The 24,637-nt window shown below is 49.4% G+C and carries 24 protein-coding genes and 1 pseudogene; 6 read left to right on the top strand and 19 right to left on the bottom strand.

The features are described 5' to 3' along the window. The first annotated feature begins 1 nt into the window (after nucleotide 1). Nucleotides 2-1,690, top strand: coding sequence for a fused response regulator/phosphatase (locus LGV68_RS21035; protein ID WP_172558672.1), 1,689 nt, complete (start codon nucleotides 2-4; stop codon nucleotides 1,688-1,690). 148 nt (nucleotides 1,691-1,838) lie between these two features. Then, complete coding sequence (locus LGV68_RS21030; RefSeq protein ID WP_024375227.1) at nucleotides 1,839-3,512, top strand: FapA family protein; 1,674 nt, start codon at nucleotides 1,839-1,841, stop codon at nucleotides 3,510-3,512. A 43-nt stretch (nucleotides 3,513-3,555) separates the two neighbouring features. Here LGV68_RS21030 and LGV68_RS21025 read toward each other — a convergent pair. The 8 genes and pseudogenes from LGV68_RS21025 to dusA all read right to left on the bottom strand — a co-directional run. After that, a pseudogene (locus LGV68_RS21025) lies at nucleotides 3,556-3,990 on the bottom strand (ATP-binding cassette domain-containing protein); the annotation flags it as partial. A 512-nt stretch (nucleotides 3,991-4,502) separates the two neighbouring features. Continuing rightward, a complete protein-coding gene (locus LGV68_RS21020) occupies nucleotides 4,503-5,276 on the bottom strand; it encodes a phosphoadenylyl-sulfate reductase (protein WP_047461404.1) in 774 nt (257 codons plus the stop codon). Beyond that, on the bottom strand, nucleotides 5,269-7,002 hold the full coding sequence (gene cysI / locus LGV68_RS21015; protein ID WP_252535997.1) for an assimilatory sulfite reductase (NADPH) hemoprotein subunit: 1,734 nt from the start codon (nucleotides 7,000-7,002) through the stop codon (nucleotides 5,269-5,271). Before cysI ends, LGV68_RS21020 begins: the two co-directional genes overlap by 8 nt. Beyond that, nucleotides 7,002-8,855, bottom strand: coding sequence for an assimilatory sulfite reductase (NADPH) flavoprotein subunit (locus tag LGV68_RS21010; protein WP_222782150.1), 1,854 nt, complete (start codon nucleotides 8,853-8,855; stop codon nucleotides 7,002-7,004). The genes cysI and LGV68_RS21010 overlap by 1 nt, the downstream gene beginning before the upstream one ends. A 96-nt stretch (nucleotides 8,856-8,951) precedes the next feature. Continuing rightward, a complete protein-coding gene (locus LGV68_RS21005; protein ID WP_024374468.1) occupies nucleotides 8,952-9,182 on the bottom strand; it encodes a hypothetical protein in 231 nt (76 codons plus the stop codon). A gap of 142 nt (nucleotides 9,183-9,324) precedes the next feature. Further along, on the bottom strand, nucleotides 9,325-9,990 hold the full coding sequence (locus LGV68_RS21000; protein ID WP_252535996.1) for a TIGR04219 family outer membrane beta-barrel protein: 666 nt from the start codon (nucleotides 9,988-9,990) through the stop codon (nucleotides 9,325-9,327). A 94-nt stretch (nucleotides 9,991-10,084) separates the two neighbouring features. After that, nucleotides 10,085-10,294: an envelope stress response protein PspG gene (pspG, locus tag LGV68_RS20995; protein WP_024374467.1), complete on the bottom strand. Its 210-nt coding sequence runs from the start codon at nucleotides 10,292-10,294 to the stop codon at nucleotides 10,085-10,087. A 156-nt stretch (nucleotides 10,295-10,450) separates the two neighbouring features. Next, a complete protein-coding gene (gene dusA / locus LGV68_RS20990) occupies nucleotides 10,451-11,434 on the bottom strand; it encodes a tRNA dihydrouridine(20/20a) synthase DusA (RefSeq protein WP_080650744.1) in 984 nt (327 codons plus the stop codon). A gap of 249 nt (nucleotides 11,435-11,683) precedes the next feature. Between dusA and zur the strand changes: the two genes are divergently transcribed. Next, the gene (gene zur / locus LGV68_RS20985) at nucleotides 11,684-12,133 is read left to right on the top strand and encodes a zinc uptake transcriptional repressor Zur (RefSeq protein WP_061056948.1); all 450 of its coding nucleotides are present in this window, start codon (nucleotides 11,684-11,686) and stop codon (nucleotides 12,131-12,133) included. Nucleotides 12,134-12,157: 24 nt separating this feature from the next. Further along, nucleotides 12,158-12,619: a chemotaxis protein CheX gene (locus LGV68_RS20980; protein ID WP_020433733.1), complete on the top strand. Its 462-nt coding sequence runs from the start codon at nucleotides 12,158-12,160 to the stop codon at nucleotides 12,617-12,619. 89 nt (nucleotides 12,620-12,708) lie between these two features. On the opposite strand, the gene pgi is transcribed toward LGV68_RS20980, so the two are convergent. Continuing rightward, nucleotides 12,709-14,361, bottom strand: coding sequence for a glucose-6-phosphate isomerase (gene pgi, locus LGV68_RS20975; protein WP_252535995.1), 1,653 nt, complete (start codon nucleotides 14,359-14,361; stop codon nucleotides 12,709-12,711). Nucleotides 14,362-14,646: 285 nt separating this feature from the next. Here pgi and LGV68_RS20970 point away from each other — a divergent pair, with 285 nt between their 5' ends. Then, a complete protein-coding gene (locus tag LGV68_RS20970) occupies nucleotides 14,647-15,066 on the top strand; it encodes a secondary thiamine-phosphate synthase enzyme YjbQ (RefSeq protein ID WP_020433737.1) in 420 nt (139 codons plus the stop codon). A gap of 10 nt (nucleotides 15,067-15,076) precedes the next feature. Here LGV68_RS20970 and alr read toward each other — a convergent pair whose 3' ends face one another. Next, the gene (gene alr / locus LGV68_RS20965; RefSeq protein ID WP_020332711.1) at nucleotides 15,077-16,162 is read right to left on the bottom strand and encodes an alanine racemase; all 1,086 of its coding nucleotides are present in this window, start codon (nucleotides 16,160-16,162) and stop codon (nucleotides 15,077-15,079) included. Nucleotides 16,163-16,175: 13 nt separating this feature from the next. Continuing rightward, nucleotides 16,176-17,585, bottom strand: a complete 1,410-nt coding sequence (locus LGV68_RS20960) for a replicative DNA helicase (protein ID WP_020332712.1) — start codon at nucleotides 17,583-17,585, stop codon at nucleotides 16,176-16,178. A 172-nt stretch (nucleotides 17,586-17,757) separates the two neighbouring features. Here LGV68_RS20960 and LGV68_RS20955 point away from each other — a divergent pair, with 172 nt between their 5' ends. Beyond that, the gene (locus LGV68_RS20955) at nucleotides 17,758-18,525 is read left to right on the top strand and encodes a DUF481 domain-containing protein (protein ID WP_020332713.1); all 768 of its coding nucleotides are present in this window, start codon (nucleotides 17,758-17,760) and stop codon (nucleotides 18,523-18,525) included. 75 nt (nucleotides 18,526-18,600) lie between these two features. Here LGV68_RS20955 and rplI read toward each other — a convergent pair whose 3' ends face one another. The 8 genes from rplI to fusA all read right to left on the bottom strand — a co-directional run bounded on the left by rplI (nucleotide 18,601) and on the right by fusA (nucleotide 24,612). After that, complete coding sequence (gene rplI, locus LGV68_RS20950) at nucleotides 18,601-19,050, bottom strand: 50S ribosomal protein L9 (protein ID WP_020332714.1); 450 nt, start codon at nucleotides 19,048-19,050, stop codon at nucleotides 18,601-18,603. A gap of 33 nt (nucleotides 19,051-19,083) precedes the next feature. Beyond that, nucleotides 19,084-19,311, bottom strand: coding sequence for a 30S ribosomal protein S18 (rpsR, locus tag LGV68_RS20945; RefSeq protein ID WP_000090472.1), 228 nt, complete (start codon nucleotides 19,309-19,311; stop codon nucleotides 19,084-19,086). Nucleotides 19,312-19,326: 15 nt separating this feature from the next. Beyond that, nucleotides 19,327-19,629, bottom strand: coding sequence for a primosomal replication protein N (gene priB, locus LGV68_RS20940; protein WP_086027247.1), 303 nt, complete (start codon nucleotides 19,627-19,629; stop codon nucleotides 19,327-19,329). A gap of 8 nt (nucleotides 19,630-19,637) precedes the next feature. Next, nucleotides 19,638-20,006 (bottom strand): 30S ribosomal protein S6, encoded by a 369-nt coding sequence (gene rpsF, locus LGV68_RS20935; protein WP_004723737.1) that lies wholly within the window; start codon nucleotides 20,004-20,006, stop codon nucleotides 19,638-19,640. 196 nt (nucleotides 20,007-20,202) lie between these two features. Continuing rightward, nucleotides 20,203-20,679 (bottom strand): bacterioferritin, encoded by a 477-nt coding sequence (gene bfr / locus LGV68_RS20930; RefSeq protein ID WP_020433766.1) that lies wholly within the window; start codon nucleotides 20,677-20,679, stop codon nucleotides 20,203-20,205. Between the two features lie 69 nt (nucleotides 20,680-20,748). Further along, complete coding sequence (locus LGV68_RS20925; RefSeq protein ID WP_020332718.1) at nucleotides 20,749-20,937, bottom strand: (2Fe-2S)-binding protein; 189 nt, start codon at nucleotides 20,935-20,937, stop codon at nucleotides 20,749-20,751. Between the two features lie 286 nt (nucleotides 20,938-21,223). Continuing rightward, nucleotides 21,224-22,408, bottom strand: coding sequence for an elongation factor Tu (gene tuf, locus LGV68_RS20920; protein WP_061056950.1), 1,185 nt, complete (start codon nucleotides 22,406-22,408; stop codon nucleotides 21,224-21,226). 107 nt (nucleotides 22,409-22,515) lie between these two features. Beyond that, on the bottom strand, nucleotides 22,516-24,612 hold the full coding sequence (gene fusA, locus LGV68_RS20915) for an elongation factor G (protein ID WP_020332642.1): 2,097 nt from the start codon (nucleotides 24,610-24,612) through the stop codon (nucleotides 22,516-22,518). Between the last annotated feature and the right edge of the window lie 25 nt (nucleotides 24,613-24,637).

Here is a 24,637-nt window from a genome sequence, read left to right as displayed (position 1 = left end):
GATGGTTGTGGATGATCATGCCACCAACCGAGAACTGTGCCGCTTTATGCTGGCGCATGTGGCTGACCAGATCGATGTGTTCGCTAATGGTCAGGGTGTGGTGGAAGCAATGCAGCAGATGGACACCTTGCCGGATCTGATCTTGCTCGATGTCATGATGCCGATTAAAGACGGCTTTACCACGGCGCAGGACATTCGTCGTGCGTTCCCGGAAAACTACATTCCGATAATCTTTCTGACCGTACTCGATGATCACGATTCGTTTGAGCGTTGTCTGACGTATGGCGATGACTTCATCCTTAAACCCGTCGAGCGCAATGTGTTGATTGCCAAAGTTCAGGCCCATTACCGCACCGTGAAGATGCACAAAGAGGTCACCGAGCAGCGCGATCAGTTGCAACATTTTCGTGAACAGGTGCAGTACGACTACGCGATTTCGGAATCGATCTTCTCTAACCTGATGGAAGAGATGAGCGCGCAGGTTGAGCACCTGTTTGGCATTGAATACATCTCAACGCCGTCGACCATCTTTAACGGCGATTTAATTGTGGCAGCTAGCCGCCCTTATGGCGGAGCTTACGTGATGATTGCGGATGCGACAGGCAGCGGCTTACCCGCTGCGATTTCGACTATTCCGGCAACGAGAACCTTCTTCTCCACCGCGGCACGAGGATTATCGCTGGGGGAAATGGTGACCGAGCTCAACCGCTCACTGGAAAGCTTTTTGCCGACCGGTATGATGCTGGCGGCCAGCGTGTTTGAAGTGCGCGCCAACGGCTTTGAAGTCTCCTGGTGGGGCGGAGGTTTACCGGACGGCTATATTCTCGATGACGCAGGTAGAGTGGTGAAACGTCTGGTCTCGACACACATGCCACTTGGCGTGTTGAAATCCAACGAGTTCGAAAGCGATTTGCAACATTTCAAACTGGAACCCGGCCAGCGTATCGTCGGTTATACCGATGGCATCACTGAAGCAGAAAACGCGGTGGGGGAACGGTTCGGAGAAGAGCGGTTGGAAGCGCTGCTGATGCGTGTGCCGCAAGGCGAACTTATCCCGACGTTGTATGAAGAGGTCAAACTGTTTGCCAAAGCAGGTTCGCGGGATGATCTCTCCATTCTCACCATGGTTTTTCCGATTACCAACAGCAGTCAGGTTCAGCTCGCGCAGCCTCTACTTCTGAGCAATGTTCCGGTGAAAAGCGAAATCAGTTTTCCGGCGGCGGTGCTGAAAGAGGTGGTGGTGATGAACGAGATTCGTAACTTCCTCAAAGGCATGGTACTTGGCGGAGCGCATTTGGATCTGCTCTGCTCGATATTGTCTGAGCTGTTTTCTAATGCGATCGAACATGGTTTGCTGGAACTGAAATCGGACATGAAAGAGGATCCGGACGGCTTTTTCCACTATTACCAGATGCGCGAAGAGAAGTTGAAATCACTTGCCGAGTATCACTGGATTCGTCTGAACGTCGATTATCAGCCGGCCAAAGGTCGTATTGAGATGACGTTGGAACACAGCGGTAAAGGCTTTGAGTGTCAGCAAAGTAGCCAGACCGATTCGAATGTGACTTATGGGCGAGGAATACTGCTGGCGTCGGAGTTGTGTGAATCTCTGCATTACTCCAACAACGGAAAATGTGTGCATGCGGTGTATGTATTCAATGAGTCGCACACCTTTCCTGCCATCGGTTAAGTATTTACACTGTAAACCTCGTCAATAGCGAGAGACTTTGGTTCCAGAAGTGATGTAAGCCTTAATTTGAACATCGAATTATTTCGACTCAGTATCATTTTTTATACACTGTGCTGTAAACGACAGGAATGCCGTAAGGTTGTGCAGTATGTGGAAGGATTTCATTACTCTCTCTGAGAACAAAAAAAGCGTTGTCGCTCAATTGCCTGCGGGTAAGGAGATCGACAAAACGTTCTCGGCAGCAGGATTAGCAGAAGCGTTAGCGGAAATTGGTGCGCGAAAATATCGGGTGCTGGATGATTCGGTGACCCGGTTTGTTAATTGCGCCAGAGAGCTGAAGGGAGAGGCTTACGAAGGGATTGTGGTTGCTGAAATGCGCAATGCCGTGGTTGAAGTGGTGCTCAGTGAACAGGATATGCTGGCCAGCATGGTAGTGACGGGCGCATACGGCGGCCGCGGACTACATGGCAGCGAACTGGTGCATGCGCTGGCTCAGTCACACGTCATTAAAGGCATCAACAAGCTGGCGCTGAAAAAAGTGCTGTTAATGAGCAACACACTCAAGCCGGGCGAAATCTTCACTCAACCTGTGGCGCAAGGCAAAGAAGCCGTGCAGGGGCAGGATGCTCAGTTTATTCCGCTGGTGGATGATGTGACTAAGCGCGTACTGGCGCCCAAAGAACGCAAAAGCAATGAAAAAATTGATATGCGTAACCTCGGTGAAACCATCACGGTCGGTGAAAACGAGGCCGTGATGCGCCGTAAGCCGGCAACCAAAGGCGAACCCGGTTTCACTGTTCAAGGCAAGATTATTCCACCCAAACCGGGCAACGATTCCGCGCTGGTCGCGGGGAAAGGTACCATCATCTCGCCTGACGATCCCAACCTTCTGTTAGCCAGCCAATCCGGCATGCCGATCATCAAAGGCAAGACCATCGATGTTGATAACGCGCTGTGTCTTAACAACGTCAGCGTCGCGACCGGGCACGTGAAATTCAAAGGTTGTGTGGTGATCGCAGGTGATGTGGAGCCGGGCATGATCGTGCGCGCAACGGGGTCGGTGACCATCGGCGGTTTCGTTGAATCGGCAGATGTGCAGGCGCAAGGCGATATTGAAGTCGGTAAAGGCATCATCGGCCACACGGTCACTGATGGTGAAGATAAGAGCTGCGTGGTCAAATCAGGCGGCAGTATCAAAGCCAACTACGCGCAATATTCTGCGCTGCAAGCTTCGGAAAACATTCAGTTAGCTGTCCACAGTATGAGTAATGATGTGCGTTGTGGCGCAGATCTGATTGTGCTTGATGGCTCCGAAAAGCAAGGAACGCTCAGTGGCGGTAGCGCCAAAGTGGGTGGGAAAATTGTCTGTTTCAATCTTGGGGTTGAGGGCGATACCGCAACCAATATCGAGGCGTTCGCCCGTTTTGGTTGGTACAAAGAGCGTATCGCAAAACACAAAGAGCAATACAAGCTCACTCAGGAAGAGACGATGGATGTGATTCGCCGTGAGCTGGAGTTTAAAAAACGGCCGAAAGCGCAGCGCACCGAGGAAGAAGAACACACCATTGACGAGCAGAAAGCGCAAACTTCAGACCGAATGGAAAAGGTCAAAATGGCGCTGGAAATGCTTAATGAAGAATTTGAGCAGATGCTGGAAACCAACACGGTGGAAGCCAAAGGGAAAGTGTTTACTCACGTGACGATTCAGTATGGTGACGAGCGGGTAACCACCAAACGTGTCCACGGACCTTCGGTGTTTACCTTTAACCAGTACGAAATTCAGATGTCGTCGAAACTCGACGAAGAAGATATCGGTATCTGATTCAGACGTAAAAAAAGGGAGCTTCGGCTCCCTTTTTTGTGGCTTACTGCACCACTCTCACTTTGCCGTGGCGCAGGTCATTGAGCACCATCTCTTTCGGGCCGTCGGCGATGATGCAGCCTTTCTCCATCACAATCACCCGGTCGACCACATCCAGCATGGTGGTTTTGTGGGTGATGAGCACCAGTGTCTCACTCGGGGTGAGCTGACTGAGCTGATGTTTGATTTGCAGCTCAGAGCGGTTGTCCATCGCGCTGGTGGGCTCATCCATCAGCAGCACGGGCGGACGGCCGAGCAGGGCGCGGGCAATGGCGACCGCCTGACGCTGACCGCCGGAGAGCAGCAGGCCGCCTTCACCGACCTGACGCTCCAGTCCTGCCGGATCTTGTTGGGTAAACACGGTCACGCCGGCGCGGTTGGCAGCGTCCATCACGTCGCGGTCGTCAGCCAGCGGGCGCCCGAGGGTGATGTTGTCGCGTGATAACATTACTACGTAATGTTGAATTGACTGTGCTCGATACCGAAGTATCAAATTGGTCACTCAGTTCATTGATAAATCTTTTGCGATTATCATCAACGAGTGCCCACACAGATTGATAGGTTTATATTGTTAAAGAGCTTTCTTCCTACTTCAGCGATTGAGTCACCGTGGAAGAGGCGGCCATTCTAGCGAGATAATCATCAGTGTCAAACACTTTTTTCAAATCATTTCGTTTTTCTTTCTGGCCTGTCTGACTAGCCTTGAACCCTTGTGAGCCCTTGCCCTGTCGACGAGGTGGCATTATAGAGATCCTAATCACACTGGCAAGTACTTTTTCTGAAAAAATGCAAAAATAACACTTAAGTGATGAATTAACGCTCAAAGCCTTATTTATCCAATTTTACCCCAATGATACGTACAACTTATCCACAGAGTTATTCTATTTAGCACTTGGATCGCGGTTAGCCCACACCTCTTATATATAGAAAAAGCCGCTAGCGCGGCTTTTTTTAGATACCTGACCCATCTTGCTCAGGAGACTCTTCATGCAGCCCACATTCTCGCTTCAAACCAAAGAATCGCGTTTCTTCTTCGCTCATTCCCGGTTCCCACTTACGCGTGGTATGTGTATCACCAACCGACAGGTAGCCCTGATCCCAAAGCGGGTGATACGGCAGATCGTTGTCTTTCAGGTAATAGTGGACATCTTTATTGGTCCAATCGATCACCGGAAGGAATTTGAAGACACCATTTTGAACCGCAAGAATCGGTAAGGTCGCCCGTGACTTCGATTGCTCACGGCGCAAGCCCGAGAACCAAGTACCAACTTCAAGTTCATGCAGCGCACGGCGCATCGGTTCCACTTTATTGATGCGATTGTATTGCTCAATCCCCGTCACGCCCTGTTCCCACAATTTACCAAAGCGAGCTTCCTGCCACGCGGACGACATCTCTGCGGTGTAAATCTTGAGATTCAGATTCAAACGCTCCGTCAGTTGATCAATAAACTGGTAGGTTTCCGGAAACAAATAGCCCGTGTCGGTCAAAACCACAGGGACATCCTTGTTGACTGACGTCACCAAATGCAGCATCACTGCAGCCTGAATTCCAAAGCTGGAAGAGACCGCATGAGTACCCGGTAAGTTTTCCAGAGCCCAAACGACACGTTCCTGCGCCGTGAGCGTTTCTAAATACGCGTTAACTTCGGCCAAGTGGAGCGCCTGCTCCGCCTTGGTGAACGTTAACAACTCCGCCAAATTCGGAGTCGCGACGATCTCAGGCATAAAAGTCCCTCTTAGACACGATCACTTCTTGGATGATGCCGATACGAATCGTGAAATCACCAAACCCTTCACCCAGCTCACGCTCTTTCGCCCAACGGCCCACCAGCGTATCAATTTCTTCCAGGATCTGTTTGTCGGTGATGTTCTCTTTATACATCTTCGGCACACGAGTTCCCGCGCGGTTGCCACCGAGGTGCAAATTGTAACGGCCAGGCGCTTTACCCACCAAACCGATTTCAGCCAGCATCGCGCGGCCACAACCGTTCGGACAACCAGTGACACGCAGAATGATGTTGTCTTCTTTTGGCAGCGCGTGTTTTTCCAGAATACCTTCAACCTGGGTGACAAACTCCGGCAGGAAGCGTTCAGCTTCAGCCATCGCCAACGGACAGGTTGGGAACGCCACACACGCCATCGAATTCTTACGCTGCTCGCTGACACTGCTGTCCATTAAGCCATGTGACACTGCCAATGCTTCGATCGCGGCTTTTTGATCAGCCGGGACACCAGCGATGATCAAGTTTTGGTTTGCCGTCATACGGAAATCGCCTTGGTGAATCTTCGCAATTTCCGCCACACCGGTTTTAAGTGGCTTGCCAGGGAAATCTAACAAACGTCCGTTTTCAATGAACAGCGTCAGGTGATGCTTGCCATCGATGCCTTCTACCCAACCGATACGATCCCCGCGTTCAGTGAACTCGTATGGACGGCTATCGCCAAACGTCACGCCCGCACGTTTTTCCACTTCCGCTTTAAAGACATCAACGCCAACACGATCCAGCGTGTATTTGGTTTTCGCGTTCTTACGGTTTGAACGGTTACCCCAATCGCGTTGTGTTGTGACCACGGCAGCAGCAACGTCTAACGTTTTATCCAGTGGAATAAAGCCGAAGTCATCAGCGCGACGCGGATAAGTCGAGGTGTCGCCATGCGTCATCGCCAGACCACCGCCCACCAGCACGTTAAAGCCAACCAGCTTGCCGTTGTCCGCAATCGCCACAAAGTTAAGATCGTTAGCGTGCACGTCCACGTCATTTTGTGGCGGGATCACCACGGTCGTTTTGAATTTACGCGGTAAGTAGTTACTGCCCAGAATCGGTTCCTCATCGGTGGCTTCAACTTTCTCACCATCCAACCAGATTTCGGCATAAGCACGCGTTTTTGGCAGCAGATGCTCACTGATTCTCGATGCCCATTCGTACGCTTCTTGATGCAGCTCAGATTCCACCGGGTTTGAGGTACATAGTACGTTACGGTTTACGTCACCCGCGGTCGCAATCGAATCGATACCGATGCTGTTGAGTGTCTGGTGCATCAGTTTAATGTTCGGTTTCAGAACGCCATGGAACTGAAAGGTCTGGCGGGTCGTCAGACGGATACTGCCATACAGCGAGTGCTCGGTCGCAAACTTATCGATCGCCAGCCACTGTTTTGGCTGGATGATGCCGCCCGGCATACGAGCACGCAGCATCACATTGTGCAGCGGCTCCAGTTTCTGTTTAGTACGTTCGTTGCGAATGTCACGGTCATCCTGCTGATACATTCCGTGGAAGCGGATCAGCTGGAAGTTATCAGCGGTAAATCCGCCCGTGATGCGATCTTGCAGATCTTGTTCGATCGTGCCGCGTAGGAAATTACTTTCGCGCTTGAGACGTTCATTATCAGAAAGCGAGCCGAGCACTTCGCCAAGAACTTCCTGTACGTTGTTTTCAATCTTGGTGCTCATTAGTACACATCCCTCTGGTAACGTTTCGCTTTACGAAGCTCATTGAAATATTCTTCTGCTTTTTCACGTGACAGGCCACCCTGTTGCTGCGCGACGACGATCAGCGCTTCATGGACATCTTTCGCCATGCGTGTGGCATCACCACAGATATAAACGTAGGCGCCATCTTGCAGCCATTGCCATACCTGCTCAGCTTGCTCCAACACACGGTGTTGCACGTACACTTTTTCATGTTGGTCACGGCTGAAGGCGACGTCCAAGCGAGTCAGCGCGCCCGACTTCAGGTATTTCTGCCATTCCACTTGGTAAAGGAAATCTTGGGTGAAGGTGCGATCGCCAAAGAACAACCAGCTCTTACCATCCGCTCCGCGGTTATCACGCTCTTGGATAAAGCTGCGGAACGGCGCAATACCAGTACCCGGGCCAATCATGATCACTGGCGTTGAATCATCTTGCGGCAGTTTGAAGTTGTTGTTGTGCTCGATGAACACTTTCACCGACTCACCTTCCTCCAAACGCTGTCCCAAAAAGCTGGACGCGCCGCCCTGACGAACTTCGCCATCCACATCGTATTCCACGATGCCCACCGTCAAGTGCACTTCTTCATCCACTTCCGATTGGCTGGATGCGATAGAGTACAGACGTGGCGTGAGGCGACGTAGCAGAGAAATCAATTGTTCAGCTGAGAGCTTGGTTTTCTTTTCTTTTAGTACATCGACAATTTGAGTGTTTGCCGCGTATTCACGTAGCTTGTCTTTATCTTCCACCAGCTTTTGCAGTTTCTTACTGCCAGACAGCTCAGCAAACTTAGTGACGAACTGCGGATTCGAACCCGTGATTTCGTATTTGCTGACCAGTGCGCTGTGCAGCGATAAACTCTCACCATCAACGTCGATACTTTCAACACCAGACAAACCTGCCGCCGCCAACACAGCATTCGCCAGTTCTGCACTGTTTTCATACCATACGCCTAACGCATCGCCCGGTTGATAAGTCAAACCCGAGTCTGCCAAATCGATTTCGATGTGACGCACGTCTTTGCCCGAATCGCGGCCAGTGATTTTCTGGCTGGTCAGCAATGTCGCGGTGTACGGATTTTGTTTGTTGTACTGAGAGTGAGAAGTCGTGGCTTGGCCAACGGGCAACTGAACCACTTCCGCCTGGCTACCCGCCAACGCTTCTTTGACACTTTCTAGTGCTTTAGCACGCCATTCGGCAGCAGGAGCATCATAGTCCACATCACAATCAACGCGATCGATAAAGCGTTTCGCGCCCAGTTTTTCAAGGAAAGCATCGAAGTCTTTACCAGTTTGGCAGAAAAACTCATAGCTCGAGTCACCCAAGCCAATCACACCGTATTGCAGGTTTGGCAGTTTCGGAGCTTTTTTCGATTGCAGGAATTCATACAGCTCCAGCGCGTTGTCAGGCGCTTCGCCTTCACCATTGGTTGAAGCCACAAAGATCACATGCGTTTCTTTCGCCAGATCTTTGCCTTTGTAATCACTGGCATCAAACAATTGTACCGCGATACCAGCAGCCTGAGCTTCCTGTTCTAATGCTTCGGCCACACCTTTAGCGTTACCGGTTTGCGAAGCAAAGATAATGGTCAGCTTACCTGCAGGTTTTGCGGCGGTCAGTGCAACCGCCTGAGTCAAAGGTGCTGAAGCGCCCAGAGTCTGAGACTGGCTTAGCCCCCAGAAATAACCGCTCACCCAAGCCATTTGCTGAGGTGAGAGTTGTGAAATCGTTTGTTGCAGCTGGTTTAGCTGCGAGTCGTTGAGTGGGCTTGCAAGCCCAGCTAGCTCTTTTGGTATGGTGTTTCCTGAAGACATTGTCACGACTTCCTTATTCATTGCGTGACGATAGATTAACCACTCCTCTTAATAACAAGAAAGAATAGATGAGCATGTTTTATAACTTTTTGGAAGTAAGGCGGGTAACATTTCACCTTACTTAGATTCCACTCTCACCTGTTTAAATCCCACCGCCATCGCCGATTTAGAAGCCTGGTCAAGATCGATGTAATGGCACTCCTCGCCATTCGTGCCCGTCAGCAGCACAAATCCTCCCCGTTGGTGACGAAATTCCACAATCCATGCGCCTTCTTCAGAAGAGGGTTCGATTATGGCTTCTACAAGCTGGTTCTCGCGGTAAAGGTTTCTCAGTTCCGTGATAGTCATCGCCACTCTCACTCATATTGCCGATCCATCTTATTAAGCATGGTCTATTTCGGGAGGATTGCGAATTCTGCAGATGAGATTGTCGTTAACAGAACAAAAACGCCACCGGAAAGCGGTGGCGTTTAACGTAAAAGAAAGAGGTTCAGAAGCGGAACTCTGCGCCCAGAAACCAACCGTCAACAAAGACGTAGGACGTTTCGGTATCTGGAGATTGCTTAGCGAGATCTTCAAATTCCAAATCGATGACGCGGTAGCCACCTTTTATGGTCCATAAGCCATCTTGGATTGGCAGTCGATACTGAATCCCAGCCGTCACATCAGAACTCTTAATCCCGCTGCTGTTACCAACATCGAACTGACCGATAACATCAAAATTGGTATCCGGGATCGACAGCGCCGCTGACGCGTACCAGTTAAAAGTGGTTTCATCAAAATCGTAAGTTCTGGTATCCAGCGCTTGGTAGTCGGTATTGCTGTAGCGAGTAAGCGTTACGCCGGCATCGAAGTTCATCAGATCATGATGAAGCAGCGTGTAATAGAAGGTGTAGTCCCATTTGTCATAAGACGCATAGTCTGCATCAACACTGGTATAACGCACACTGACGTTGGGCAGGTAACGGATATCACTTTCGACCGCAGCATGGAAAGAAGGCGCGTAATCCGTATCACGGCGAATTTCGTCAATCTTAGTACTTCCTCGCCACATCTCAGCACCCACGTTCACAGTGTACGAAGAATCCTCACACCATGCCGTGGAAGAAAGCGATAAAAACGCCGTTGTTACTATCGCCATAGCTGGCTTATTCATTGTTGTCGCTCCTGTCCAAGTACACATTTTCAGCCATATTCAATATCGGCATATTAGCACACAAGCCAGCTTAGTTAAGGACAGGACGCTATTCTTAACGCGGAATTTGCTGATAGTGGCGGTACACCCAGACACCAAGTGCAATCACGATAATCCAAGGGAGCAACTTAATTGCAAACCCTAACATGCTCAGTAACATCAGCACCACAAATGCAACAGCGGCAGCAATCAGCGCCCCAAACACCGTGAGTCCGGTGACCAACAGACTGGCCACAAAGATCAGAATAAAAATCAGCTCAATCATCATTGCTCTCCTTTTTACTCCAACACTGCACGTTTCGCGCCAAGCAAGACAAACACGGTAATTGACTGTTCTAAAAAGGAAAAAATAAAAAGGCCGTGAAAACACTACTTCCACGGCCTCTATTAATTGGTTAAAGTCACCATAAGTTGGCGAAATTTACACATCCAGCTCCTGATAAGGAATTTTGGCCAGCGCCTGCTCAACCACTTCAATACCAGCGCCCGCTTTATGTGCGTTTTCACTGATATGGCGACGCCACTGACGCGCGCCCGGCATATTCTGGAACAGGCCCAGCATATGACGAGTAATGTGGCCCAGATAGCTTCCCTGTGCCAGTTGCTGCTCAATGTACGGATACATTTCTTGCACCAGCTGCGAACGCTTCTTCACCGGCGTATCCAGACCAAAGATTTGCTGATCCACTTCTGCCAGCAAGTATGGGCTTTGGTACGCTTCACGGCCGATCATGACGCCATCCAGATGTTGGAGATGTTCTTTGGCTTCAGCCAACGTCTTCACCCCACCATTAACAGCGATGGTCAGATGTGGAAAATCCTGCTTAAGCTGATACGCACGAGGGTAATCCAGCGGCGGGATCTCGCGGTTCTCTTTCGGGCTCAAACCGCTCAACCACGCTTTGCGTGCATGAATGGTGAACTGCTCGCAGCCACCTTTTTCAGACACCAACGTGACGAAGTTAGTCAGAAACTCATACGAGTCCTGATCGTCGATACCGATACGGGTTTTCACCGTTACCGGAATATCCACCACCTCTTTCATCGCCGCGACACACTGCGCAACCAAATCAGGTTCCGCCATCAGGCAAGCACCAAAGCGGCCGTTCTGTACGCGATCTGACGGACAGCCGACATTGAGGTTAATTTCATCGTAACCGCGTTCCTGCGCCAGTTTGGCACAACGCGCCAGATCCGCTGGGTTCGAACCACCAAGCTGCAACGCAACCGGGTGTTCCTCCTCGTTGTACGCCAAGAAGTCACCCTTTCCATGGATGATCGCACCTGTGGTTACCATTTCGGTATAAAGCAAGGTTTGCGATGACAGCAAACGATGGAAATAGCGGCAGTGGCGGTCAGTCCAATCTAACATTGGCGCCACAGAAAGCCGGCATGAGTGAGTCATTGGTTCAACATCCCCATTTCAATCAACAAGCATTCGGCCACCGGGTGACCAAAAAGAAAGTTTGGCATTGTAATCGCTTCTGTTTATATCGCCAACAGTTCTTCGGTAGTATCGTTTTACGGCAAGATAAGGTAACTTAGCGCTTATCTATGGGAATATCGTTGTTAGTGTTTGAATCAAGCCAGATTTATTGATGAGCAAAACGATATTCATCCGGAAATAGTATATGATTACTAAAGTCCGACGGTTATGGTGATAGATTTGGACAATAAGCTTACCAAACAGATTGAAGAAATATGTGCGGCACGAGGTGTCAGGCTGACTTCTCAGCGAAAACGGGTATTTGAGCTCATCTGTGCCAGCAAAAAAGCCTCCAGTGCTTATGAATTGCTGGAAGATCTGAAGCAGAGTGAACCTCAGGCGAAACCACCCACGGTATACCGGGCGCTGGATTTTCTGATGGAACAAGGCTTCATACACCGGGTGGAATCAACCAACAGCTTTATATCCTGCTGCTCCTGTAATGCCCATAAGCACTTTTCTCAGCTATTGATTTGTGACCAGTGCGGCAACGTTATTGAATTGCAAGATGATAGTCTGATAGCCTTGCTGGCAAACAACGCGGAGAAACACGGCTTTAAAATCGTCAATCATGTGATTGAGTCTCATGGTGTATGCCAATCGTGTTCCTCGAAGTAAAGAATGAAACAATAGAAGAAGGTTATGCGCGCTGAATTTGTAAACCCGTTTTTAGCGTCTCTGCTGAACGTGTTAAAAACGATGGCTTCTCTCGAACTGAAGCCTCAGAAACCTCGTCTGAAAAAAGACGAAATTGCCCGAGGTGATGTGTCCGGCCTGATTGGTATGGTTGGGCAGCAAACTCGCGGCTCCATGTCGATCACTTTCGATGAAAGTCTGGCTCTGGAAATTATGCAGAATATGCTGGGCGAGCGACCGAACGGGTTAAATGAAGAAGTGACGGACATGGTGGGTGAAATCACCAACATGGTCACTGGCGGCGCGAAACGTATTCTGGCCGAAAGTGGGTTTGATTTTGATATGGCAACCCCGGTTGTTGTTTCCGGCAAGGGACACACCATTCGTCACAAATGTGAAGGTTCGATCATCATCATGCCATTTGCCTCGCAGTGGGGAAATGCCTTCATCGAAATCTGTTTCGAATAACCTTTCTGATTCAATTCCAATAAAAAGCGGATGCCAAGGCATCCGCTTTTTTTATCTGTGACTCCGGGCCTAGACCCGGAATCGCCTAATTAGCCACTAAACGCTTTAAATGCGTTGATCAGGCCATTCGTTGAACTGTCGTGAGAGCTGATTTGCGCGCCATCTGCCAGTTCAGGCAGGATTTGGTTTGCCAGCTGTTTGCCCAGTTCCACACCCCATTGGTCAAAGGTGAAGATGTTCCAAATCACGCCCTGAACGAAGATTTTGTGTTCGTACATTGCGATCAGGTTACCCAGCGAACGTGGAGTAATCTGTTTCACCAGAATAGAGTTCGTCGGACGGTTACCTTCAAACACTTTGAATGGAATCAGTGCCGCTACTTCTTCTTCTGTTTTACCCGCTTTGATGAATTCTGCTTTCACCACTTCTGCTGATTTACCGAATGCCAACGCTTCCGTTTGCGCGAAGAAGTTCGACATCAGTTTCTGATGGTGGTCGCTGACGGCATTGTGAGTCAGAGCTGGTGCGATGAAGTCACAAGGGATCAGCTTCGTGCCTTGGTGAATCAGCTGGTAGAACGCGTGCTGACCATTCGTGCCTGGTTCACCCCAAATGATTGGCCCCGTCTGGTAAGTCACCGGGTTGCCGTCGCGGTCAACGAACTTGCCATTAGATTCCATGTTGCCTTGCTGGAAGTAAGCTGCAAAGCGGTGCATGTACTGATCGTATGGCAGAATCGCTTCTGATTCGGCACCGTGGAAGTTGTTGTACCAAATACCAATCAACGCCAGGATCATTGGGATATTGCTTTCGAACGGAGTTTCAACGAAATGCTTGTCCATTTCATGCGCGCCCGTCAGCAGCTCAACGAAGTTGTCAAAACCGATCGACAGAATGATAGACAGGCCGATTGCAGACCACAGAGAGTAACGACCACCAACCCAGTCCCAGAACTCGAACATGTTGTCGGTATCAATACCAAATTCCGCTACCGCTTGTGCGTTGGTTGACAGCGCCGCGAAGTGTTTTGCTACGTGTGCGTCATCGCCAGCGGTTGCCAGGAACCAGTCACGCGCAGAGTGCGCATTGGTCATGGTTTCTTGCGTGGTGAAGGTTTTTGAAGCGACCAGGAACAGCGTCGTTTCCGGATTCACTTTCTTCAGCGTTTCTGCAATGTGCGTACCATCGACGTTAGACACAAAGTGCATGGTCAGGTGGTTTTTGTATGGTGTCAGCGCTTCAGTCACCATGTAAGGACCGAGGTCAGAGCCACCGATACCGATGTTGACAACGTCAGTGATCGCTTTGCCAGTAAAGCCTTTCCACTCACCGCCAATGATACGTTCAGAGAAAGATTTCATTTTCTCAAGCACAGCATTCACTGCTGGCATGACATCTTCGCCTTTCACCATCACTGGCGTATTGCTGCGATTACGCAACGCGGTGTGCAGCACAGAACGGCCTTCAGTCTGGTTGATCGCTTCACCACTGAACATCGCCTGAATCGCGCTTTTCACGTCGGTCTCTTCAGCCAGAGCGAACAGGTGCTTCATGGTTTCTTCATTGACCAGGTTCTTAGAGTAGTCGACCAGAATGTCGTTACCGAAACGAGTCGAGTATTTTGCGAAACGCTGGCTGTCCTCTGCGAACAGAGTTTTGAGGTCCATATCCTGCGCCGATTCAAAATGCGCGGTCAGTGCTTTCCAAGCTTGAGTTTGCGTTGGATTGATATTTTTCAACATGGTATCTATCCCGATGTTACTGTCGATTTTATTCCACTAATCTTAGTCACTGGCGCCAAGAATGCAGAATCCCCGATTAAGCAAAAAGAAAATGATAAAATTCTCTGCCTGAAGCAGATCAAAGTGTAATAAATTTTCAATGCACAATTATGACTCAGCTCATGTACCCCCACATTGAGTTAAGTCACGTAAACGCCGAGTGTTTACCCAATTGTGTTGCAATCACTTGGCGCCAACCATAGCGTTTATCTGCCCGTTTGCCAATCAGATTATGGAGAGATGAGAATGTGGGCTCAACAGCAAATTCACCTGCGTGCATATCCACGAGGCTTTCATTTGATTACTGATGAAATTGAACAACAATTACCTCAGTTGGCTGATATTTCTGTCGGTTTGCTACATCTGTTTATTCAACATACATCCGCCAGTCTGACCATCAACGAAAATGCGGATCCAACGGTTCGTTCGGATATGGAACAGCACTTTAATCACTTTGTTCCCGAACGCGCACCGTATTATGTCCACACCTACGAAGGTGATGATGACATGCCCGCTCACATCAAAGCGTCGTTGCTCGGCTCCAGCGTGACGATTCCCATTTCGCAAGGTCGTTTAGCTTTGGGAACATGGCAAGGCATTTACTTGGGAGAGCACCGTAACCACGGCGGTAAACGCCGCATCATTGCCACCCTGCAGGGCGAATAAAAAAGCAGGCCTATAGGCCTGCTCCGTAATACGACATGTCGACGCGGGATGTCAGTTTGGTCACCAGCTCATAGCCCAAGGTACCAATATGACTGGCGACTTCTTCTACGGGAAGCTCACTGCCCCACAAAATGGCTTCATCACCGACTTTGTCCTTGGCGTCCGGTCCTAGATCGACCGTCAGCATATCCATCGAGACGCGACCAGCCAAAGGCACAATACGACCATTGACCACCACGGGTGTACCATTCGGTGCCGTGCGTGGATAACCATCACCGTAACCAATCGCAATCACACCGATTTTGGTGTCACGTGCGCTGGTCCAGATAGCGCCATAACCGACACTCTCCCCGGCTTTCACATCACGAACCGCAATGAGGTGTGATTTCAGAGTCATCACCGGTTGATAACCCAGCTGCTGAGCATTCTTGTCAGCAAAGGGCGACACGCCGTACATGATGATTCCAGGGCGAACCCATTCCATCTGGCTTCGCGGCCACGCCAGCAAGCCTGCCGATGCCGCCATTGAGCGTTCACCTTCACAGCCGTTAGTCAACGACAAAAATAGTTCAATTTGTTCGTTTGTCGTGGATTTATCCAGCTCATCGGCACAACCAAAATGGCTCATATAGCGCAGTGGCTTCGCCACATTGTTGCAAGCATGCAACCGTTCCACAAACTGCGCGTACTGCTCCGGACGTACACCCAAACGGTGCATGCCACTGTCGATTTTCAGCCACACCACCACCGGCGTTTCCAGCTCGGCGCTTTCCAGTGCCTGCAACTGTTCTTCGCAGTGCAGCACGGTTTGAATATTGTTGGTCACCAAAACTGGTAAATCACCCGCTGAATAGAACCCTTCAAGCAGCAGAATCGGTTTAACCACACCGCTGGCACGTAATTGCAGCGCTTCTTCGATACGAGCCACGCCAAAGGCATCTGCACCTAAAGCATGTTTAGCAACATGACGCAGACCATGCCCGTACCCGTTTGCTTTCACCACGGCCATCAATTTACTGTTGGGCGCTTGCTGCTTAATCTGTTGCAGGTTGTGCTGTAGAGCGTCCAGGTTAATACAGGCCGTCGCGGCTTTCATGTAACTCATCGTTTTACTCATCGTCGTCAAATGCCGGTCCTGCATAATTATCAAAGCGGGAGAACTGGCCCTGGAAGGTCAGACGTACAGAACCGATAGGGCCGTTACGCTGTTTACCGATGATGATCTCGGCGGTGCCTTTGAGCGCACTGTCAGGATGGTAAACCTCGTCACGGTAGATAAACATAATCAAGTCCGCGTCCTGCTCGATGGAGCCGGATTCACGCAAGTCCGAGTTAACCGGGCGTTTGTCGGCTCGTTGTTCCAGCGAGCGGTTGAGCTGCGACAGCGCCACCACTGGCACATTCAGCTCTTTCGCCAGCGCTTTCAGCGAGCGGGAGATCTCAGCGATTTCCAGCGTTCGGTTATCCGACAACGCAGGTACACGCATCAGCTGCAGGTAGTCGACCATGATGAGCGACAAACCGCCATGTTCACGGGCAATACGGCGCGCACGTGAGCGCACGTCGGTCGGCGTCAGACCGGAGCTGTCATCGATGTACATGTTCTTCTTCTCCATGAGAATACCCATGGTCGAAGAGATTCGCGCCCAGTCCTCATCATCGAGCTGACCGGTACGGATTTTGGTTTGATCGACGCGAGACAGCGAAGCCAGCATACGCATCATGATCTGTTCGGCGGGCATCTCCAGCGAGAAGATCAGCACCGGCTTTTCCTGCTCCATCGCCGCGTTTTCACACAAGTTCATCGCAAACGTGGTTTTACCCATCGATGGACGTGCCGCGACGATGATCAAATCAGACCCCTGCAAACCTGCCGTTTTCTTGTTGAGGTCAGTAAAGCCGGTATTCACCCCGGTCACACCATCCTGCGGCGTTTTATAAAGCAGCTCGATACGCTCAAGCGTTTTTTCCAGAATGTTGTCGACGTTCTGTGGGCCTTCATTTTCGGTGGTGCGCGCTTCTGCAATCGCAAATACTTTACTTTCCGCCAGATCGAGCAGGTCTTCAGAACTGCGGCCTTGCGGATCGTAACCCGCATCGGCAATTTCATTCGCCACCCCAATCAGATTGCGCACCAGCGCACGTTCAGCCACGATCTCCGCATAGGCGTTAATGTTGGCCGCACTCGGAGTATTTTTAGCCAGATCCGCCAAATAGGCAAAACCGCCCACGTCTTCCAGCTGTTCACGTTGCTCAAGAAATTCCGACAGCGTGATCAAATCGAGTGGCTTACCCGCATCCAGAATCGACTTCACACCATCAAAAATCAGGCGGTGCGGACGGCTGTAAAAGTCCGATGTCAATACACGTTCAGAGACCGTGTCCCAGCGTTCGTTATCCAGCAGCAAGCCGCCGATCACGGACTGCTCAGCTTCTAAGGAATGGGGAGGAACTTTAATCGCATCGACCTGCGCATCGGAAGGTTTACGGTTTCGGTTATCTGTTCGGGGATCAGCCATGACTTCACTCGGTAACTCTTTAATGACCGTCCATTATAGCGAGAATCCGTAATTTGTAATTAACGATGCGAAAGTTTGTGTGTAACAACAGCAGAATTAACCGTCACATGACCCAATTGGCCAAACAGATGCTTATCATGCAACGATTCAACCCGTTTATCAGAGGTAACGCGTGTCCAAAGTCTGGCTTCTTAGTCTTAGCCTGTTGACGAGCTACAGCGTCTATGCGAACGAGGATCCCAAGAACGATAAGGACATCGAGAAACCTTCTTCTCATTGGAGTAGTCAGGTCGAATTCGGCTACCAGTCGCATACCGGCAATACCAGTTCGGAGTCTCTGAATACCCGCCTGAAAGGTGAATACATTCAAGGTCGTCACCGGACCAACGGCGAATGGCGTTTTTACAAGCTGGATAAAAATGGTAAAGAGAATAAGCGCCAATCGAACTACTCATTGCAAACCGACTACAAGCTTGGTCCCAAAACCTATTTGTACGGCAGCTTTAAAGGCATTGATTCACGCTACAGTGCTTATTTTAAAGATTACACCTTATCTGGCGGTCTGGGTTATCAGGTGACGCACACGGAAAGTTTGTTGGTCGAACTGGAACTGGGTCCCGGCTATCGATATCAGGAACCGAATCTGGATGAGATTGACAAGACCGACGTCGTCTTTCCTGACATCGTGCAGGAACCGATTTTCCGCAGCAATTTGAAGACCGAATGGCAGATACTAAAATCGCTTAAGTTTGCCGCCGACCTGACGTTAGTCAATGGTGAAAGCAATACCCGTTTGGATTCAGAACTGAGTGTAATCAACAACATCACCGACGATATCGCGCTCAAAATCAACCAGTCTCGCCAGTACCATACCCGTGTACCAGACGGCATGAGCAAGGCCGACAGCGTACTGTCTGTAAACCTGATCTTTCTGTTCTGACAAGCGAATACTTTTCTTCAGACATAAAAAAACACCAGCCGAGGCTGGTGTTTTTGATTCGTCTGTATACTGAAATTACTCAGCAACAACCTGTACTTTCGCAGTTGCGAAAACTTCAGAGTGAAGTTGAACGCTAACTTCGAATTCACCAGTGTTGCGCAGAGCGCCTTCAGGTAGGCGAACTTCGCTCTTAGAAACTGCAACACCAGCCGCTGTGATAGCGTCAGCGATGTCACGAGTACCGATAGAACCGAACAGTTTACCTTCGTCACCAGCTTTAGAAGCAATAACAACTGCTTCAAGAGCGTTAACTTGGTCAGCGCGAGCTTGTGCAGCAGTCAGTTGCTCAGCAACTTTCGCTTCTAGCTCAGCACGACGGCCTTCAAACATTTCAACGTTAGCTTTAGTTGCCATTACTGCCTTACCTTGTGGGATAAGGAAGTTACGAGCGTAACCAGATTTAACGTTAACTGTATCGCCAAGACCACCTAGGTTACCGATTTTATCAAGTAGAATAACTTGCATTGCTTAATCCTCTTTCTTAATAAACGGTGCCAATTACTGATGTTTGTCAGTGTATGGCAGTAGAGCTAGGTAGCGAGAACGCTTGATTGCACGAGCTAGTTGACGCTGATATTTAGCGCTAGTACCAGTGATACGGCTTGGTACGATTTTACCAGCTTCAGTGATGTAGTTCTTAAGAGTTGCTACGTCTTTGTAATCAATCTCTTGTACGCCTTCTGCAGTAAAACGGCAGAATTTACGACGACGGAAGAAACGAGCCATGGGCTATCTCCTGATCTAAATTTGGATAATGTTGTCGGCATGTAGCACCAATTTCCCCACGCCATTTCGGCCGGTTTGGTAAGCCAAGAAACCACTTACCTGAATGATGCTGCCTTGTACTAAATTTTGAGTTAACGCTTTTGACCTTTGCCCACTGACAACCACCGGGATTCGGCAATACACCTGTCGCGGTAGGTCAGCTTCGATCACCGTAGAGCGATGCTCTAGCCAGAAACGGCAGTGTTCGATGCCCGAAGGGCTTTGGCTTCGAATCGGAGGTTTAGCGATGGAACCACTTAACTCCATTCGATTGGTCATCAATGAAATTACTCAGCGTCTGCTTCAAATTTCGCTTCGTCACGCTTAGAACGCTCTTCTTTAGCTTTCAGCATGATTGAAGGTTCAGTGATAGCAGCTTTAGTACGCATAATCATGTTACGCAGAACCGCATCGTTGAAACGGAAAGCAGTTTCCAGTTCATCGATAACAGCTTGGTCAGCTTCAACGTTCATCAGAACGTAGTGAGCTTTGTGAAGCTTGTTGATTGGGTAAGCCAGTTGACGGCGGCCCCAGTCTTCTAGACGGTGTACTTTACCGCCAGCTTCAGTGATTGAACCAGTGTAACGTTCGATCATGCCAGCAACTTGCTCGCTTTGATCTGGGTGCACCATGAATACGATTTCGTAATGACGCATTATTTGCTCCTTACGGATTATTCAGCTTCCAGAGTTGGCCCGGTCATCCAGAGGAAGCAAGGAACTAATGATAATTGACCGAGAATTAAGGAGCGGGAATAGTACAGAAAGACAGCAGCTTTAGCAAGGGAAATATTAGCGCGGAAAAAGCAGGGAAAACAGCCAGAGCCGGGGAATGACTCTGGCTAGATTACAGTTAATCTTCGTCGACAATTTGCGCCTGAAGATAGTTTTCGATGCCCGTCATTTCTATCAGGCCGAGTTGGGTTTCAAGCCAGTCAACGTGCTCTTCTTCGTCTTCAAGAATGTCTTGGAACAAGTCACGTGACACATAATCACGAATATCTTCCGCATAAGCGATCGCATCACGCAGATCCGGAATGGCAGCCAACTCCAGCTTGAGGTCACACTCCAGCATTTCCTTAGTGTCTTCCCCAATCATCAGTTTGCCAAGATCTTGCAGGTTAGGAATGCCTTCTAGAAACAGAATGCGTTCGATCAGATGATCTGCATGTTTCATTTCATCGATGGACTCGTGGTATTCCTTATCCGCGAGATGTTTCAAGCCCCAATCTTTATACATACGGGCATGAAGAAAATATTGGTTGATGGCAATCAGTTCATTACCGAGAATTTTATTCAGGTGTTGGATGATGATTGGATCACCTTTCATGACAAAGCCCTCCTCTTTGGCTCTTATAACTGTAGAACCAATTGAGAAGGTGTCAAAAAGGTCGTGCGCTTAGCTGGCCTGTTGATACTGAACGACTATCGTTTCGCTAAGGATCTCCTTCGCCTGCTTGACGCATTTACCACATTGCGAACCCAACGCAGTGCAACGTTTAATGCCGCGAATATCTGTGATCCCCTGCTCCAGAGCAAGCTTCTTGATCTTCTTATCCGATACACCGTGACACAAACAAACGTACATACTGCAACCTCAAAATCATTGTTGCCAGAACTATAAAAAAGAATCGTTCTTATTACCAGTTGGTTTTATGCTTCATTAAGATCGTTTCGTTATATCAAACCACGGAATTTTGATGGCTGGATCACTTAGCTTCAGTGCAAGAAATAGAGGTAAATCTAACCCTTTGTTTAATCTCTAAAGCCTTTGCATCTCACTTTCTTTGCCGCAAATTTTTTTATAACCGAAATGCAAAAAGGGAAGCCGAAGCTTCCCTTTTTTAATGCGAGGTTCGCAGTAAGATTATCGATTAAGCGATGATCTTAGCAACAACACCAGCACCAACTGTACGGCCACCTTCACGGATCGCGAAGCGTAGACCTTCGTCCATTGCGATTGGAGCGATCAGTTCAACAACCATTTGTACGTTGTCGCCTGGCATTACCATCTCTACGCCTGCTGGCAGTTCGATGTTACCTGTTACGTCAGTTGTACGGAAGTAGAACTGTGGACGGTAACCTTTGAAGAATGGAGTGTGACGACCACCTTCATCTTTAGACAGTACGTATACTTCTGATTCGAACTTAGTGTGTGGAGTGATTGAACCTGGTTTAGCCAGTACTTGACCACGTTCTACTTCATCACGCTTAGTACCACGTAGTAGCGCACCAACGTTCTCACCTGCACGACCTTCGTCCAGCAGTTTACGGAACATTTCTACACCAGTACATGTAGTGGTTGTAGTGTCGTGGATACCAACGATTGCTACTTCATCACCTACACGTAGGATACCGCGCTCGATACGGCCAGTTACTACTGTACCACGACCTTGGATTGAGAATACGTCTTCGATTGGCATCAGGAACGGCATGTCTACTGCACGCTCTGGCTCTGGAATGTACTCGTCCAGTGCTTTAGCCAGCTCAAGGATTTTCTCTTCCCACTGTGCTTCGCCGTTTAGCGCGCCTAGTGCAGAACCTTGGATAACTGGTAGGTCATCACCTGGGAAATCGTATTCAGACAGAAGTTCACGAACTTCCATTTCTACTAGTTCTAGCAGCTCTTCATCATCAACCATGTCACATTTGTTCATGAATACGATGATGTAAGGAATACCAACCTGACGGCCTAGTAGGATGTGCTCACGAGTTTGTGGCATTGGACCATCTGTTGCAGCAACAACTAGGATACCACCGTCCATTTGCGCAGCACCAGTGATCATGTTTTTAACATAGTCAGCGTGTCCTGGGCAGTCTACGTGTGCGTAGTGACGGCTTGGAGTGTCATACTCTACGTGAGAAGTAGAGATTGTGATACCGCGCTCGCGCTCTTCTGGAGCGTTGTCGATTGACGCGAAGTCACGTGCTGCACCGCCGTATACTTTAGACAGAGTAGTACAGATTGCTGCAGTTAGAGTTGTTTTACCGTGGTCAACGTGGCCGATAGTACCAACGTTTACGTGCGGTTTCGTACGTTCAAATTTTTCTTTAGACACGATCGTGTTCCTTCCTAGTTATGATTCGCCTTAAGTCACGTACACTCAAGGCGCGCCAGAAATTGCTATTTTATGCGCCAACTCTCGTCAGCGCAATAGATTCATTATTAACCGCGCTCTGCCACAATTGCATCAGCAATGTTTTTAGGCACCTCGGCGTACTCAGAAAACTCCATAGAGTAAGAAGCACGACCTTGGGTTGCAGAACGTAGGTCAGTTGCGTAACCGAACATCTCAGAAAGTGGTACGCGCGCACGAATGATTTTCAGGCCAGCAGGACCTTCATCCATACCCTCGATGATGCCACGACGACGGTTCAAGTCACCGACCACATCACCCATCCAGTCTTCCGGAGTGGTTACTTCAACTTTCATCAGCGGTTCAAGAATGACAGGTTTTGCTTCAAGCGCACCTTTCTTGAATGCCATTGAGCCAGCGATCTTAAACGCCATCTCACTTGAGTCGACATCGTGGAATGAACCGTCGAATAGTGTTGCTTTGACATCCAGTACTGGATAGCCCGCCAACACACCGTTGTTCATTTGCTCCTCGATACCTTTCGCTACCGGGCCGATGAATTCCTTAGGAATCGCACCACCCACGATCTCGTCAACGAAGACAAAGCCTTCGCCTGGTTCAGAAGGTTCAATCTTCAGCCATACGTGACCGTATTGACCACGACCACCTGACTGACGAACAAACTTGCCTTCTACTTCCGCTTTGCCACGAATGGTTTCACGGTATGCAACCTGAGGTTTACCCACGTTGCAATCAACGTTGAATTCACGTTTCATACGGTCAACGATGATGTCTAGGTGAAGCTCACCCATACCTGAGATCAGAGTCTGACCGGTTTCATTGTCGGTTTCGACACGGAAAGATGGATCTTCTGCTGCCAGTTTACCCAGCGCGATACCCATTTTTTCCTGGTCTGCCTTAGAACGAGGTTCTACTGCGATCTGAATTACCGGCTCAGGGAATTCCATGCGTTCCAGAATCACTTTATGGTCCTGGTCACACAGAGTATCACCTGTCGTCACATCCTTCAGGCCGATCGCTGCTGCGATGTCACCTGCGCGAACTTCTTTGATTTCTTCACGTTTGTTTGCGTGCATCTGTACGATACGACCAAAACGTTCTTTCTTCTCTTTCACAGAGTTGTAGACAGCATCACCTGAATTCACAACACCAGAGTAAACACGAATGAAAGTCAGCGTTCCCACAAATGGGTCAGTCGCGATCTTAAATGCCAGCGCAGAGAACGGTTCGTTGTCGTCAGCGTGACGCTCAACTTCGTTCTCACGTTCATCGATACCTTTGATAGACGGTACATCAACCGGTGATGGCAGGTACTCAACGACTGCATCCAGTACGGCCTGTACACCTTTGTTCTTAAACGCACTACCACAAGTGGCCAGTACGATTTCATTGTTCAATGTACGCTGACGAAGTGCCTGCTTGATTTCAAGCTCAGTCAGTTCGCCTTCTTCCAGGTATTTTTCCATCAACTCTTCGTTAGCTTCAGCAGCCGCTTCAACCAGATGGTTGCGCCACTCTTCTGCAAGCTCGAGCATGTCGGCCGGAATGTCTTCGTATGTGAACGTCATGCCTTGATCGGCATCATTCCAGTTGATGGCTTTCATCTTGATCAGGTCGATGACACCCTTGAACTCCTCTTCCGCACCAATGTTCAATTGGATTGGAACTGGGTTCGCACCAAGACGATGTTTAATTTGGTCTACAACGCGTAGGAAATCTGCACCCGCACGGTCCATCTTGTTCACAAATACCATACGTGGAACGTGGTACTTGTCTGCCTGACGCCATACAGTTTCAGACTGAGGTTCAACACCAGATGAGCCACAGAACACAACCACTGCACCGTCAAGTACACGAAGAGAACGCTCTACTTCGATCGTAAAGTCAACGTGTCCTGGGGTATCAATGATGTTGATGCGATGATCTTGGAACTGTGCTTCCATACCACGCCAGAAGGTAGTCGTCGCAGCCGAGGTGATGGTGATACCACGCTCCTGCTCCTGCTCCATCCAGTCCATGGTTGCGGCACCATCGTGAACTTCGCCGATTTTGTGAGAAAGGCCAGTGTAGAACAGAATACGCTCAGTAGTGGTTGTTTTTCCTGCATCTACGTGAGCACAGATACCGATGTTACGGTAGCGCTCAATAGGAGTTTTACGAGCCACGATTGTATCCTCTTACTAAGGTTCA

The organism is Vibrio sp. LQ2, assembly GCF_023920125.1.
Classification (GTDB): domain Bacteria; phylum Pseudomonadota; class Gammaproteobacteria; order Enterobacterales; family Vibrionaceae; genus Vibrio; species Vibrio fluvialis.
The sequence above is the reverse complement of the archived record's forward strand: the minus strand, read 5'-3'. Positions and strand labels throughout refer to the sequence as shown.